The sequence below is a fragment of the Paenibacillus sp. J22P277 genome, from assembly GCF_059383675.1.
This window is the reverse complement of sequence record NZ_JBXENS010000007.1, coordinates 330,130-344,770: the sequence shown is the minus strand read 5'-3', so window position 1 is coordinate 344,770 and position 14,641 is coordinate 330,130. Positions and strand designations below refer to the sequence as shown.

Below are 14,641 nucleotides of genomic sequence, written 5' to 3'. Positions count from 1 at the left end.
TGGGGGAGGAAAGATTTTTCCGGCTAATATAAACCTTACGTGTCATAACTGACCAGATATGGCTGCAGCGCCGTCTGATAGTAGCCGATGCTGTACTCGACCAGCCGCCCCTCGACGTCATGCGTGCGGCGCAGCCGTACGAGCAAAGGCGTCCCCGCGGATAGACCGAGCAGCCTGGCCGTCTCGGCCGAGGCCGTGCCGACCGAGAACGCATCGCGGAAGTTGTCCAGCGCGATCCCCTGCTCCTCCAGCAAATCGTACAACGACTCGAAGGGCAATTCGCCCGCCGCCTGCTCCATCTTGGACAATACGGCATCTGCCAAGTAGTGCAGGATGTGAATATACGGACGGTCGTTCAGCACGTACAGCCGCTCGATGCGGATCGCCTCCGGCCCCAGCAGGCCGTGCAGCTCCGTTCCCGGCTCCAGCCGCTCGCGGGCCGTCGCGAGCAGCCGCTTCTCCAAACGATGCCCCTCCTCCACCAGCAGCTCGGTGAATCGCTTGCCTTTGGATAGGCGGGTGATCGACATGTTGGTGAGGACGATGGTGCCGATGCCGCTTTTCTTCTCGACGTAGCCTTCCTCCGCCAGCTCGCGGATCGCGTTGCGCACCGTCATCTTGCTGACGTTGAACTCCTTCTCCAGCTGCGGCTCCGGGGGGATATGGCCGCCCAGCGGATAGACCCCGTGCAGAATGCGGTCCTTGACGATCTTCTTGACCTGCAGATACAGCGGGCCTTTCTTGCGCGTGATGGTCATTCCTGCTCCCCTTTCTCCGGTCCCCGTCTCACCGCTCCACGTCGCCGGCCGCGCGGGACATCGCCTTCGCGACCTCGGCTTCCGACGCCATCGGCGTATCGCCGTGCACCGTGTGCGCCAGCACCGCCGCGGCCGTCGCATAATCGACCGCGTATTGCGGCGCGTCGCCGCGCAGGACGGTATGGATGATGCCGCTTGCATACGCATCGCCAGCGCCGACCCGATCGTATACCGAGAAGGTCGACGGCTGTGCGAACCAAAAAGCCCCTTCCGTATACAAATAGCCGGTCAGCGTATGGGTATTGTCGCCATTCACCTGCCGATGCGTGCCGGCGATCGTGCCGATCCCGTACTGCTTCGCCGCTTGCGGGATAAGCTCGCGCAGCTGCGCCAGCCGGTCCGTGCCGCCGCTCGGCATGCCGAGCGTCAGCAGCGCGTCCTTCTCGTTCATGAAGACGATATCCGCCAGTTCCAGCATCTCGCGATAGTGCGGCGCCGCCAGCGCATAACCGCCGTCGCCCCATAACGAAGGACGGTAGTTGCAGTCGAAGATTACCGTGCCGCGGCGGCTCTTGACCGCGCGGGCCAGCTGCTGGATCTGCGTGCGCGCCAGCTCGTTCATCGCCAGCGCGATGCCGCAGAAATGCACCGCGTCCACCGAATCGGCGATCCGCTCCCAGTCTTCCGGGGCGCGGGGCACGGTGTTGAAGCTGCTGCCGAGCCGGTCCGTGTAGGTCACCTTGCCGGGACGGATCCCGAAGCCGCGCTCCAGGAAATACATCCCGATATACCGGCCGCTCCGGTTCACGAACGTCGTCTGGATACCCAGCTTGCGCAGGTATGCGAGCGCGGCGTCGCCGAGCGGATTGTCCGGCAGCGTGCTGGCCAGATACGTTTCATGGCCGAAACGCGCGAGCGCCGAGGCGACGTTGACCCCCGTCCCCGAGAAGGAATACGCGAGGCTGCTGCTTTGGGACAACGTCGAGAAGCCAGGCGTCTCCAGGCGCATCATCACTTCGCCGAACGCGGCGATCCTAGACATGGCGATCGACCAGCGCTTTCAGCTCGCCGAGCAGCGTCCGTACATCCTCCACGCGCGTATCGCCGCTCGCCGAATCCACGATCGACGAATAGACATGCGGGATCACCTGCGGAACGCCCGCATCCAGCGCGATCTCGAGAATCCGGCCGAAGTTGTCCAGGTCGATGCCGCCGGTCGGCTCCAGCGCGAAGCCCTCCTCGCCGCAAGCCTTGGCAACGGCGCGGTATTCTTCCTCCAGCTTCAGTCCCTGCATCGGGAAGTATTTCAGCGCGTGACCGCCCATGTCCCGCACGAGCGCGATCGCGGCTTTGACCGGGACGACGGCTTTATCCTCGGCGGCCGCGCTGAACACGCCCGTCGAGACGTTCACGTAACCCGGTCGGCCGCAAGGCGACACGAGCGCGTTGATCCAGCTCTCGCGGCTGCCCAGATTCGCGCCGGTGGCGCCGACGGCCGGGAAGATCTGGTTGATGTGATTGCCCGCGTACGACTTGGCGATCTCGGCCACGACCGCGCCTTGGCGGTTGTCTCCCGCGCCGAGACCGATCGAGACCGCGTCCTCGATGGCCGCGCCGTATTGCTCCATGGCTGCCGCCGCCGTCCGGGCATCGGGATACGCCTTGGACAGCACGCCGATCACGACATGGCCTTCCGCCGCTTCGTAGATCGCGCGCGCATTGTCGATGCTGCCCGCCAGCACGTTAAGCGCTGCTCTGTGCTTGTACAGCCGGTTATAGATGCCTGCCATTAGCGTTCACCTCCGATAATGTCTTGGATCCGCGCGATGATCACGCGCAGATCGTCGCCTTGAAACGAACGCGGATCGAGGTCGAAGTACCCCTGCGCCAAACCGTAGTCCCGCGTATAGACCGCAATATCGCCGCCGCGAAGCCTGTCGTTCAAGGCCCGCGCCGACAAGCCTGCCGCTGCTTCGTCGATCTTGACGCGTCCGCGGTAGATCGCCCGTCCGGCCTCGTCCTGCACGAGGGAGACGCTCACGCCGGGCAGCGCGTTCAGCGCGTCGAGCGCCGCCAGCGCCGCGCGCTCTTCCCCGCTCTTGTCCGCTTTCGCGAAATACTCGTCCAGCGCCTGCAGCAGCCCGAAGATCGACTCCTTGCCCACCTTCATGCTGCGGCCGATGCCATGCAGCTGCGTCTTCACCCAGTCGACATAAGCGGCTTTGCCTGCCACGATGCCGGAGGTCGGGCCCTCGATCGCCTTCGAACCGCTGAAGATGACCAGGTCCGAGCACGCCGTATACTTGCGCAGATCCTCCTCGGCCGCGGCGTCGACGATGAGCGGCACGCCGCGGCGCCGCGCTACTTCCCAGGCATCCTCGACCTTGATCATGTTCTTCTGGACGCAATGATGCGACTGCACGAACAGGATCGCCGCCGTGCGCGCGTTGATCGCCAGCTCGAGATGCTCCTTGCGCCCTTCGTTGGCGTAGCCGACCTCGACGAGCTTGCCGCCGCCCAGCGCGACCATCGTCTCCACCGGAGCGCCGTATTGGACGTTATGTCCTTTGAACAGGATAATCTCGTTCTGCTCGGGCAGCTCTTGATGAAGCTTGAGACTCGCCCGCTCGTCGCCGCGCGTGACGACGGCCGCCACGGTCATGGCGATCCCGCTGGAGGCGGAGTTGACGATAACCGCGTCCTCGGCATGCAGCAGCTTCGCCGCGTACGCGCCGGATTTGTCTACCAGATCGGCCATCTCCACGTAGCTTTGGCCGCCCGTCTTCATCGCCGCCATGACGCCTTCGGTCGGCGCCGAGACGCCGAGGATGCTCATCCGGCCGCTGGCGTTGACGACGCGCTTCAATCCGTATTTAGCATGCAAAGTATGATCCATCGATTACCGCTCCCTTGGCTTGAATATAAGTATCCGCCGTTCGCGTTTCCCCTTCGGAATCGATCAGCTTCCTGCTGCCCCGCACGATATCGAACAGCGTCAGATCGGCCGGTCCGCCGACCTTCAGCCCGCCGAGCTCCGGCCGTCCGAGCCATCCCGCCGCATGGACCGTCACGGCGTCCACGACCTCCCGCAGGCCGTAGCCGAGACAGAGAAACTTGCTCATCACGTCGGCCAGGCTATAGACCGGCCCGTGCAGCCGATTGCTCTCGTAGATGTCCGTGCTGATGGTGTGCAGCGGCAGACCCGCCGCACGGGCCTGCTCCGCCACTCGGAACGAGAAGCTAGCCGACCCGTGGCCGACGTCCAGATGCACGCCGCGCGCGATCGCCTCCGTCAGCGCGGACAGCGGCCGGCCTTGCCCGTCGAATAGATTATTGGCTTTGCCGTTCAGATAATGGGTGACGATATCGCCGCGCGCCAGCAGCCCGATCACCTCGTCGATCGCCGGCGGCCCCGAACCGATATGGACCATCAGGGGCAGTCCCGTCGTCCCGGAGAGCCGGCGCGCGCGCCTCAGCGGCTCGATCCCCTGCTCCTTCACCACGCTGCGGCTGATCCGCGCCTTGAGTCCGACGATGAATGCCGGATACGTTCGCACCGCCTCCCGTACGGCCTTCTCATCGATCCATGCCGGATTCGACAATTCGTCGACCCGCTCCAGGCCGATCCGCGAGACGTTCAGGAAGGCCAGCAGACGAGTGAGCGACCGGCTCCCTGCCGCCTGCAGTTCCCCGATGCGGTCCGCGCCGCAGCTGCCGGCGTCGACGATCGTCGTCACGCCCTGCTTTACGCCGATCTCGTCGATCGCGTCCCCGTAGGGCTTGAGCTCGCGAAAGGCATGCACGTGCATGTCGATCCAGCCGCCGGATACATAGCCGCCTTCGGCGACGACCTCGCCTTCGCCCGTCCCCGGGGGGACGATCGCGGCAACCCTGCCGCCGGCGATGACGATGTCCGCCTCTCGTCCGTCCAACCGTTTCATATTGCGCAATACGATTCCCATGCCGTTGACGGGTCATTCCTTTCTCTGACAGCGCATGTTACGTTGTCCGCTGTTTTTCAATAGCTTAACATATCCTAGCAATTAATTGAACATAACGTTATAATGTTTATACAAATAACAAATTCGCCCCTCGCAACGCGGGCTGACCCGCATCGTCGGATGCAAGCTCCAAGGGCATAAGGAAAGCGCATTCTTGCCCGCATTGGCCGCACTTGCGCCATTGCATCGGCGGAACGGCAATGGGCTCGATACGCCAAGAAGCACTATTTCCGGGAGGTCATCGTGAAATTATCCGTTAAGCCGTCCAGCATGACATCGGGCATCCGCTTCACTTGGAACCGCTTTAAGTCGAAATTGCTCCTGACCTATACGCTGTCTTACATCCTCATATTTTTGGTTCCGCTTTCAGGCGTCACCTTCGTCATCTACCGCAACGCGACGGCCAATCTGCGCGCCGAGATCGAGCAGTCGAACGTCAACCAGCTGAACCAGGTGAGGCTGTCCATCGACACGCAGATGACCAACCTGCTGGAGACCGCCAACAACATCTCGTTCGACGAGCATCTCACCAAGTACATGGTCTCGCATCCGTACTACGGCCGCGACGCCATCGCCTCCCTGGCGCGGTACAAGACCAACAACACGATACTGGAGGAGCTGTTCCTCTACTACCGCGGCGACGACCGGATCTATTCCAATCTGGGAATGACCGATCTCGACCTCGTCTTCGACAAGCTGTTCCGCTTCGAGCACTGGCGGCCGGAGGAGATCAAGCAGGCGCTCAACGATACGGCGTTCAACACCGTCCGGCCGGCCGAAAACGCCATCGTGCGGTCGCGCGGCGAATCCATGCTGGCGATGCTCGTCCCGATCAAGACCAACGATCCCTACCCGTACGGCACCGTGCTCTATCTGATCAAAGAAGCCCAGCTGACCGGCGTCATGGATTCGATCCTGAACGACTTCTCCGGCAGCAGCTATATCTTCTCGGGCACGGGCGAAGTGCTGACGGCCAACTACAGGGGCGACGCCCTGCGCGGACGCGACCTGACGTCGCTGACCGCGCTCGAGCCCGGCATCCACGGCATGGAGCTGGGCGGCGAGCGCTACTCGGTCGTCACGGTCAAGTCCAAGGTCAACGGCTGGACGTACGCCACGGCGATTCCCAGCTACCAGTTCTTCGAGCGGGTCGGCCAGATTCGCACGATCATCCTGCTCGTCTTCGCCTTCACGGCGCTGACGGGCATCGTCGCGGCGATGCTGCTCGCCAGAAGGCAGTACCATCCGATCCGCGACCTGCTGGAGTTCGCTTCGCTGCAAAGCGGCGCCAAGGAAACGCCGAAGAGCCGGAACGAATGGGACTGGATCAAGCAGACGATCCGCGAATACCACGCCCGCATCGACATGCAGGAGCCGTTCGTTCGCAACCAATGCCTCATGCTGCTGTTCAAGCACGGCAAGCCGGACGATCCCGAGATCGAGCGGATGATCGTCCGGTCCGGCCTGGAGCTGCCGGAGCAAGCCCGCTGCTTCGCGGTCATCCTGAGCTTGGACGAACAGAGCGGCGGCGGGCAGTCGTGGGAGGACCAGCAGGCGCTGCGCGCTTGGCTGAGCCGGTTGGAGCTGCCCGAGCTTCGGGCTCGGATCTACGGCGTCGAGTTGTCCGTCACCCATCAGCTTGCTCTCATGGTGACGCTGCTGCCATCGGAGGAGACGGGCGAGGCGAGCCGCGTCGGCCTGATCGTCGACGAGCTGGACGGGCGGTTGGCGGAGCGCCTGCCCAAGCGGCCCAATCTCGGCGTCGGCACCTTGTACGACGACTTGTCCGGGTTGAACCAATCCTTCCTCGAGGCGGCCTCGGCGCTGGAGCAGCGGATGCTGACGGACAGCGGCCGGATCGCTTATTTCGAGGAACTGACGGCGTTATCGGCATCTGCCGTCTCCGGAGAGAGCTTTTGGATTCCCAAGAAGTGGCTGCTCAAGCTGGAGCAGAGCCTCAAGCAGGGCAACGAAGCCACCGCGCTGCAACTGATCGCGAGCATGATGGCGAAGATCAAGGGCGAGACGCTGTCGGTCGGCTTGCTGCGGTGCCTGTGCTTCGACATGCTCAATTCCCTGCTGCGGACCGCCGCCGAGCTCGGCATGGACGAGGTGCGCGGCGATATCTCGTCGCTGCACGCCTTCGAGACGCTCGAGGGACTGGAGAACAGGCTGAGCTCGCTCGCGATGCGGATATGCGGCGCGGCCGCGAATCATCCCGAGACGGCCCAGCCGGCGCTCATGGACGAGATCGTCGCCTACATCGAACAGAACTACGCCGACTACACGCTTAGTTTGGAGCATATCGCCCTCAAATACGATACCTCCACCTCCTATCTCAGCCGCAGCTTCAAAGAGAAGATCGGCTGCAACTTCACGGAGTATATCTGGCAATGCCGGCTCAAGGAAGTGATCCGCCTGCTCCTCCATACCCACGCGCCGCTCAAGGAGATCATCGAGCGCGTCGGTTATCTGGATGCGCCGAACTTCATTCGCAAATTCAAGAAGGAAACCGGCTATACCCCCGGCCAATACCGCAAGCAGCATGGCGCGGGCGCCTCTCTCCCCGAGGCGAAGTAACGCGCCCCCCATGAACGAACGGAGCTGTCCCCGTTATGCGACGGCAGGACGGCTCCCGTTCATTCGCTTCGCTTCAATCCCCGCGATTGCCTAACCTTGTACTGCCCTGAAGCCGTCTAAGCGTCCGCGTTCAAAATATGCGCCAGCAGCTCGTCCAGCGGAACCGTCGCAAGCGCGATCGCCGTATCCGTAACGCCGTAATAGATATGCAGCAGACCGTCCTTCACGACATTGCCGGTCGGGAAGATCACGTTCGGGATCTGGTAGCCGAACTTCTCGTAATACGTCTCCGGCTCCATGATGAAATCGCGCGTCCGGGCGATCACCTTCTCGGGGTTGTCCAAGTCGAGCAGCAGCGCTCCGACCCGGTAGACGATCCGGTCGTCGACGCCGTGATAGAGCACGAGCCAGCCCTTGTCCGTCTTGACCGGCGGCGTCGAACCGCCGATCTTGCGGGATTCCCAGGCCATGTTCTCGGCTTTGGCCAACAGCTTCGGCTTCTCCCAGCGGAGCAGGTCGTCGGAGTACGTGATCCACATGGCCGCTTTCTCCGTCCCGTACGCTTCGCCGACGTATTCCTCCGGCCGCCGCAGCAGGACGTACTTGCCGTTGATTTTCTCCGGGAACAGGATATTGTCGCGGTCGTTGATATCCAACTCGGTCGTATCCGCGACGAACTCCCAATCGACGAGGTTGTCCGACTTGACGATGGAGGAACGGGTCAGCCAATGTCCTTCCCGTTCGCCCCAGCCGTCCGGGTACTTGGGGAACGAGCGCTCCGGCACGCCCGTGTTCGTCGGATAGTAATTCATCGCGCATGGCCGCAGCGCGTAGTTCATGTAGAACGTGCCGTCGATCTTGACGACGCGCGGATCCTGCACGCTGCCATACGGGAAGCCCAGCTCGTCGGGCGTCAGGACCGGTTCGTCCTTCACGTGGGTGAAGCGCACGCCGTCCTCGCTCTCCAGCAGGCCGAGATAGTTCTTGCAGGGGGTGAGCGAACCGGCGGTCCGCTCGATCATATAGAATTTATCCCCGTCGAGGATGACGGCCGGATTGAAGACCGTCGCCTTGCGCCATTCGAATTCGCCGGGTACCACGATCGGGTTGGCGGGGTGTCTCGTGATTTTCATGGAAATGCTTCCTCCTGTGCGGACGCAGCTTCTGCGCCTATGATTTTATGGCCTTCATCGGTCCGGAACGGGAGAACGGCACCGTTCGCCGGCTTCCGGCGGAAAGAAAAACTCTCCGGGCAGCTTGAACCCTCGGAGAGTTTTCGGGCGAGGATAAGGGGGATAAGGACTGGGATCAGTTGCCCTTCCAGCGGTCGTAGGCGGTTTGGTAGATTTCGGCCATGCGGTCGCCGCCCATCTTCTTGATCGTGCCGACGTAGCCGTCCCAGCCGGTCAGCGGCTCGGCGCCGGTCACGAATTTGGCTTCCATCTGACGCACGTACGTATTGAGATCGGACGTCATGGACGTCACCTCCGCCTGCTCCTCCGGCGTCAGGAACAGCACCGGGAACGGGATGCGGGCGCCGCGGTCGAGCAGCTTGGTCTTGGTCTCGTTGGCAACCCAGGCGTCGACGTCGCCAAGCAAGCCCTTGTCGATCTCCGGCAGGTTGATCGTCGGCGCGGGAATACCGTAGTTCGGCGTGATCCTGGAGCGGTATTCCTCGCGGTCGCCGCCGTCCGGCACGGGCAGGTATTCCTTCACGAAGTCGGCTTTGTCCGTGTACTTCCACAGGATGCCTTCCGGGCCTTTGTTGAACATGGTCGCGCCTTCGACGGAGTACGCGTAGTCCACCCAGCGCATGGAAGCTTCGGGGGAAGGATTCGTATTCGAGATGGCGAAAGCTCCGGTATTGATGCCCTTGTTCTTGGCAATCGCCGGCTTATCCACGGAGTCGCTCTTCACCGGGATGAACATCGGGTCGTCGGTGTTGGGCTCCTCGCCCATCATCTGGAAGGCCGTCCAGGCCGAGAACAAGCCGAGCTGGTTGCTGCGCGCCTTGGCCTCGCGCTGCTCGCTCGTTTGCGAGAAGCTCTCGTGATCCAGCAGACCGTCGTTCCAGAGACGGTTCAGGTACGTCAGGTAATCCTTGTAGCCCGCTTCGACCGGGGTATAGTGAACCTTGTCGCTGTCGTCCACGTAGATCTCTTCTTCGTAGATGCCGAAGGCGCCGAGCAGCCAAGTGCGGATATCCCGCAGGCTGTTGCCGGGCGAAGCGGAGGAGAGCGGAATCTCGTCGGGCTTGCCGTTCTTGTTCGGATCCTCGTCCTTGACCCGCTTCAGGTAGGCGTACAGCTCCTCGGTGGTTTCCGGCAGCTTGTCGACCTTGAGCGCTTTCAGGAACTCGCCGTTATACCACAGCGGGTTGCGGTACCAAGGCTGGTTGAACTCGATGACGGGCAGCGCGTAGATATGGCCGTCCGGCGCGGTGATCGATTTGCGGATCTCGGGGTTGTCGTCGAGAATCTTCTTGACGTTGGGCGCGTACCCCTCGATCAGGTCCTCCAAGGGGACGAGAATGCCTTGTTCGCCGTAATTCATCTGCTCCGCCGGCGTCAACCCGGCCGCGTAGAAAATATCGGGATACGTTCCGCTGACGAACACGAGGCTTTTCTTCGTTTCGAAGGCGTCCTTCGGCGCGTTTTGGAACTCCATATGGATGCCCGTCAGCTTCTCCATCTCTTGAAACAGCGGCATCTTGTCCCAATTCTGGATGCCCACGTCAGGTCCCATCACGGTGAGCGTCAGCGGCTCGTTGACCACGGGGAAGCCTTCCTTGTTCACGTTGTCCGCGGCGGCGCCCGGCTTGCCTTCCGTCTCTTTGTCCGCCGAGCTGCAGCCGGACAGTACGCCGGCCAGCATCGCGCCCGCCAGCAGAAGATTCAACCCTCTTCTTCTTGTTTTCATTCCGTGCTCCTCCTTTTGATCACATGCCTTTTATAATAAACGAAGATGACGGGTTCCCTATCAACGAATCTCGAATTGTCAGGCTGCATGCGGCGTGTCATCCGTGTCGGGGAAGGGCCGGGTCTTCGGATATTCATGCTCGTAATCGCCTGCGCGCTTAGCCCTTCACCGATCCGATCATGACGCCCTGCACGAAATAACGCTGCAGGAACGGATAGACGGCGATGATCGGCAGCGTGGACACGATGATGACGGCGTATTTCACGAGCGAGGCGATTTCGGCCTTGGAGGCGGCCAGGCTGGCCGCCTCGCCGCTCAGCACCGCGCCGTTCGTCTCCGCGCCCATCTGCTGGAGCACGAGGATCTGCCGAAGCACCATCTGCAGCGGAAACTTGGACTCTTCGTTCAGATAGATCAGGGCGGTGAAGTAGCTGTTCCAGTGCCCCACGCCGTAGAACAACGCCATGACCGCGATGATCGGGGCCGACAGCGGCAGCACGATGCGGACGAACAGCCGCATATTGGTGCAGCCGTCGATATGCGCCGCCTCCTGCAGCTCCTTCGGGATCGTGGACTGGAAGAACGTCCGGGCCACGATGATGTTCCACACGGAAGCGGAGACCGGCAGGATCAGCGCCCACATCGAATTGATCAGGCCGAGATTCTTCACGACCAGGTATGTCGGCACGAGGCCGCCGCTGAAAAACATCGTGATCAGGATCACGATCATGAAGAACCGGCGGCCGAAGAAGTCGCTCCGGCTGAGCGCGTACGCGGCCGGCAGCGTCACCGCCAAGTTGATCAAGGTTCCGATGATCGTATAGACGATCGTATTGCGGTAGCCCGTCCAAATCTTGGCGTTCCCGAACACGAGCTTGTAGCCTTCGAGCGTCAAGCCTTTCGGGAGCAGCCACATCTCGCCGGAGTTCACGTACTTGGGCGTGCTGATCGAGGCGCTGAGCATGTAGACCAGCGGGTAGAGCACGACGATCAGCGCCGCGGTCAGGAAGAGGTAGATCAGGACAAGAAAGAGCTTGTCCCCTTTGGATTCTTTGATTGCCGATACCATCGAGGCGACCTCCTAGCTACCAGAGACTGTTGTCGCTGGTTTTTTTGGCGATGCGATTGACCGTCAAGAGCAGGATTGCGTTGACCACGGAGTTGAACAAGCCGACTGCCGTGGAGAAGCTGAGCTGATTGCTCAGCAGGCCCGACCTGTAGACGAAGGTCGAGATGACGTCGGACGACTCGATGTTCAGCGAGTTCTGCAGCAGCAGCACCTTCTCGTAGCCGACGCCGAGGATGTTGCCCACGTTCAGGATCAGCAGGATCGAGATCGTCGGGATGATCGTCGGGATATTGATATGCAGCACCCGCTTGAGGCGGCTCGCGCCGTCGACGATCGCCGCTTCGTGCAGCTGCGGATCGACGGCCGACAAGGCGGCCAAGTAGATGATCGTGCCCCAGCCCGCGCTCTGCCATACGCCGGAGAGCACGTAGACCGTCTTGAACCAGCGCGGGTCCTCCAGAAAATGCGCTGGCTGGAGGCCGATCCATTCGATGATGCGGATCAGAATGCCCGAGGACGGGCTCAGGAACGTGATGATCATGCCCGCCATGACGACGATGGAGATAAAATGCGGCGCGTACGTAACCGTTTGCACGCTTCGCTTGAACAGGCCGTTCTTGACTTCGTTGAACGCCAGCGCCAGAATGATCGGCAGCGGAAACCCGATCGCCAATTCATATAAGCTCAGGCTGAATGTGTTCCACAGCAGATCCCAGAAATAATAGGAATTGAAGAACCGTTCGAAATGGTCGAACCCGACCCATTTGCTCCCGGCGATGCCTTTGGAAGGCAGGAAGTTTTTGAAGGCGATCTGAACCCCGTACATCGGCACGTATTGAAATACGATAAAATACAGCATGCACGGCGCGATAAACAGGTACAGCTCCCAATTGCGCAGGATTCTTCTTCGCCCGGAGGCCTTCCCGGTTCCAGGCTGCGTCCGAAGCGTCAGCTCTTGACTTGCTTTCAAAACGTACCGTCTCCTCCCCTTGGCTCAGCTTCCTCCCTCTTGCGAGGGCGGCTGATGATTCTTCAAGCAAGCGCATTCATATTCGGCTTGCCCGTTCATAGGTCACATTGTACGGACTTTCGCGGACGGCCGTATATATGTCGATTATGAATTGTCATGCCAAAAAAGCCCGTCATGCCAGGCATGGCAAGGCTTTCGGCATAGGAGCCGCGGTCCCCGAATCGTCGCTTGTCCGGGCAGAATGTGTCGTATTTTACCTGCCTTCCAGGTTCAAATCATACCTATTGCGCTTTGCCGCGGGTTGCGCGTACGCCGACTCGAAAAAAAACCAGCCGAAGCGCTCCCGCGCCCCGGCTGGCCAATCCATGATCCGCTTATTCTTCTTCAAACAACCGTTCGCCTTTGTGCAGCCGCCAGGCGATCTTGGCCGTATGCGGAAGCTCGCGCGCGGTCGGCGCGTGCGCCGCCAAATACCTGGTGCAGGCGAGCAGCATCGTTTCCTTGGCCCTCTCCGCGAAATCGCCCTCCGCCGCTTGCCAATGGTCGTATTCGGTCACCGCGGCTTCGTACATCTGGAACGTATGGAATTCCGCATCCTCCCGCAGCAGCGCATGGCCGAGCGTGTTCAGCAGCGCGCCCGGCTCGCCGCCGCCGCGAACGTAGTCCATTACCCATTGCGCGGCCGGCCCGACCTGCTGGCGCTGGTCGAGCAGATCAAGCAGCTCTTGCCGGCTCGCCGGAGCGGCGGAACCGGACGGCTTCGGCCGCGCGGCTGCCGGCACGTTCAGGAAGCGGTCGAGATAGACGCTGACGGCGCCGTGAAATATCGCCCGGTGCAGCAGCGGCTCATCCGATTGCAGCAGCCTCTCGTGCACGGCGTGCGCGTACGTGAACGTATGGAGCACCGCGATCCAATCGCCGAAATCGTTTTGCGTATGGAAACGAACGATCCGTTCCGCGGCGGCAAGCGCGACGAACTGCGCCAGCTGCGCCGGAGCCGTTCCCGCGATGAGCAGGTCGCGCAGCAGGGCGATCGTCCGCTCCGGCGCATCGCTCAGCAGCTGCTGCAGCAATTGCGCTTCCATCTCGGCTGACAGCCGCGAATGCGCGGACCCCGCCGGGCGCTTCGCCTGCTGCGCATGCTGCTCCAGCTCGCGGATGGCTTGTTTGACCGGCTCCGCGAGGTTCAGCGGCGCCTGCCACTGGTGCAGCTCCTCGCTACGGGTCGGCCGCGCCATCATCGGCACGAGCGACGTCAAGATCCGTTCCTTTTGCGAGTCCTCCGCCCATGCCAGCGCCTCGAACGCTTTGCTGTGGAAGTCGAACGTATGCCCGCCGTCCAGGTACATATGATCGGTCGCGGCGGCAAGCATCATCTCCGACAGCCGCTTCGTGTCGATGCCTTTCATGATGGCGGTGAGCAGCACCTTCTCGGCCCCCTGCGTATCCCGCACCTCGATGCAGCTTCGGTACCACGCGCTCAACCGTTCGAACGGCACGTCAGCCGACGGCAGCGCCGACAGCAGGTGCCGGGTGCCCCTGCCCGCGCTTCCCCGAGCGACATGGACGAGTCCTTGGTAGAGGGCGAGGATTTTGCCGTTTTTGTCCAGCTTGCCGACGCTTCGCGCCATGGCGGTAAGAATGGTAAGCCCGGCGTTCCAGCCCGTTCCGTACGTCGTGCCGAATTCGATGCCGATACGGGCGACGTGCTGCTCCGGCACGCCCGCCTCGATCAGTCCGACGACCGCTTTCGCGATGACGATGCCGATATTCTGCTCGAGCCCTTCTTGCAGTTTGAGTTTGTACTTGTTCGCGCCTTCCGCTCTTCTGGAGACCGGATTCACCCACACTTCGCCGCCGTCGACCCGCACTTCATGCGACGGAACATCGTCCGCCCACGGGTCGAACGTGCCGCCGCTGCAGATATCAAACCGCGCATGATGCCAATGGCAGGTCAACATCCCGTCGCACAAGCTTCCCATATGAAGCGGAAAGCCTAAGTGCGGGCAGCGGTTGTCCACCGCGTATACTTGGCTTTCATGGTAAAAAACGGCGATGCCGCCTCGTACTACTTTGGCGCCCTCTTGTTTAAGCGCTTCCAAATTACCTGCCGAAATCCAATTTACACTGACGCTCATCGATTCAGCCTCCTTGGTTTTAGCTGCAATCCTTGCGGCAATCATCGTATCCGGTCGAAGCTCTGTGCCTGCCGTATCTCGTTCCATTATAGCTTATTGTTCTTGGGTGGGCCTCATTGCAATCGTTTTATCTGGATGGATCATTTATTTGATCTATCATAATCATAGAAACGCCCGCATTGATCTCCGGCCGAAGAACCCCTAGT

11 protein-coding genes are annotated in these 14,641 nt (G+C 61.5%); 1 reads left to right on the top strand and 10 read right to left on the bottom strand.

Annotated elements, in window-relative coordinates; translation table 11 throughout:
- Positions 1-35: 35 nt before the first annotated feature.
- From AC50YL_RS25465 to AC50YL_RS25445, 5 genes are read right to left on the bottom strand one after another with little or no spacing between them, the layout of a single operon-like run.
- Positions 36-758 (bottom strand): GntR family transcriptional regulator, encoded by a 723-nt coding sequence (locus tag AC50YL_RS25465; protein ID WP_494835669.1) that lies wholly within the window; start codon positions 756-758, stop codon positions 36-38.
- Positions 759-786: 28 nt separating this feature from the next.
- Entirely contained in the window at positions 787-1,800 is a 1,014-nt protein-coding gene (locus AC50YL_RS25460) for a sugar kinase (protein ID WP_494835668.1), read from the bottom strand.
- Positions 1,793-2,548: a 2-dehydro-3-deoxy-phosphogluconate aldolase gene (gene dagF, locus AC50YL_RS25455; protein ID WP_494835667.1), complete on the bottom strand. Its 756-nt coding sequence runs from the start codon at positions 2,546-2,548 to the stop codon at positions 1,793-1,795. The genes AC50YL_RS25460 and dagF overlap by 8 nt, the downstream gene beginning before the upstream one ends.
- Positions 2,548-3,654, bottom strand: a complete 1,107-nt coding sequence (locus tag AC50YL_RS25450) for a DgaE family pyridoxal phosphate-dependent ammonia lyase (RefSeq protein ID WP_494835666.1) — start codon at positions 3,652-3,654, stop codon at positions 2,548-2,550. The genes dagF and AC50YL_RS25450 overlap by 1 nt, the downstream gene beginning before the upstream one ends.
- Positions 3,632-4,720 carry an amidohydrolase/deacetylase family metallohydrolase gene (locus AC50YL_RS25445; protein ID WP_494835664.1) on the bottom strand — a complete coding sequence of 363 codons (1,089 nt, stop codon included), beginning with the start codon at positions 4,718-4,720 and terminating at the stop codon, positions 3,632-3,634. Before AC50YL_RS25445 ends, AC50YL_RS25450 begins: the two co-directional genes overlap by 23 nt.
- 282 nt (positions 4,721-5,002) lie before the next feature.
- Between AC50YL_RS25445 and AC50YL_RS25440 the strand changes: the two genes are divergently transcribed.
- Positions 5,003-7,339, top strand: coding sequence for a helix-turn-helix domain-containing protein (locus AC50YL_RS25440; protein ID WP_494835662.1), 2,337 nt, complete (start codon positions 5,003-5,005; stop codon positions 7,337-7,339).
- Positions 7,340-7,455: 116 nt separating this feature from the next.
- On the opposite strand, the gene AC50YL_RS25435 is transcribed toward AC50YL_RS25440, so the two are convergent.
- From AC50YL_RS25435 to AC50YL_RS25415, 5 genes are all read right to left on the bottom strand, one after another.
- Positions 7,456-8,472 (bottom strand): glycoside hydrolase family 130 protein, encoded by a 1,017-nt coding sequence (locus AC50YL_RS25435; protein WP_494835660.1) that lies wholly within the window; start codon positions 8,470-8,472, stop codon positions 7,456-7,458.
- A gap of 175 nt (positions 8,473-8,647) precedes the next feature.
- Positions 8,648-10,258: an extracellular solute-binding protein gene (locus AC50YL_RS25430; protein ID WP_494835659.1), complete on the bottom strand. Its 1,611-nt coding sequence runs from the start codon at positions 10,256-10,258 to the stop codon at positions 8,648-8,650.
- Between the two features lie 157 nt (positions 10,259-10,415).
- Positions 10,416-11,327 carry a carbohydrate ABC transporter permease gene (locus tag AC50YL_RS25425; protein WP_494835657.1) on the bottom strand — a complete coding sequence of 304 codons (912 nt, stop codon included), beginning with the start codon at positions 11,325-11,327 and terminating at the stop codon, positions 10,416-10,418.
- A gap of 16 nt (positions 11,328-11,343) precedes the next feature.
- The gene (locus tag AC50YL_RS25420) at positions 11,344-12,279 is read right to left on the bottom strand and encodes an ABC transporter permease (protein ID WP_494836015.1); all 936 of its coding nucleotides are present in this window, start codon (positions 12,277-12,279) and stop codon (positions 11,344-11,346) included.
- A 392-nt stretch (positions 12,280-12,671) separates the two neighbouring features.
- The gene (locus tag AC50YL_RS25415) at positions 12,672-14,435 is read right to left on the bottom strand and encodes a Rieske (2Fe-2S) protein (protein ID WP_494835656.1); all 1,764 of its coding nucleotides are present in this window, start codon (positions 14,433-14,435) and stop codon (positions 12,672-12,674) included.
- Positions 14,436-14,641 lie beyond the last annotated feature (206 nt).

What these genes read in the sequence shown, in the direction of transcription:
- AC50YL_RS25430 (WP_494835659.1), bottom strand. Translation starts at nt 10,258, where the DNA reads ATGAAAACAAGAAGAAGAGGGTTGAATCTTCTGCTGGCGGGCGCGATG.
- dagF (WP_494835667.1), bottom strand. Translation starts at nt 2,548, where the DNA reads ATGGCAGGCATCTATAACCGGCTGTACAAGCACAGAGCAGCGCTTAAC.
- AC50YL_RS25425 (WP_494835657.1), bottom strand. Translation starts at nt 11,327, where the DNA reads ATGGTATCGGCAATCAAAGAATCCAAAGGGGACAAGCTCTTTCTTGTC.
- AC50YL_RS25415 (WP_494835656.1), bottom strand. Translation starts at nt 14,435, where the DNA reads ATGAGCGTCAGTGTAAATTGGATTTCGGCAGGTAATTTGGAAGCGCTT.
- AC50YL_RS25465 (WP_494835669.1), bottom strand. Translation starts at nt 758, where the DNA reads ATGACCATCACGCGCAAGAAAGGCCCGCTGTATCTGCAGGTCAAGAAG.
- AC50YL_RS25435 (WP_494835660.1), bottom strand. Translation starts at nt 8,472, where the DNA reads ATGAAAATCACGAGACACCCCGCCAACCCGATCGTGGTACCCGGCGAA.
- AC50YL_RS25450 (WP_494835666.1), bottom strand. Translation starts at nt 3,654, where the DNA reads ATGGATCATACTTTGCATGCTAAATACGGATTGAAGCGCGTCGTCAAC.
- AC50YL_RS25460 (WP_494835668.1), bottom strand. Translation starts at nt 1,800, where the DNA reads ATGTCTAGGATCGCCGCGTTCGGCGAAGTGATGATGCGCCTGGAGACG.
- AC50YL_RS25445 (WP_494835664.1), bottom strand. Translation starts at nt 4,720, where the DNA reads ATGGGAATCGTATTGCGCAATATGAAACGGTTGGACGGACGAGAGGCG.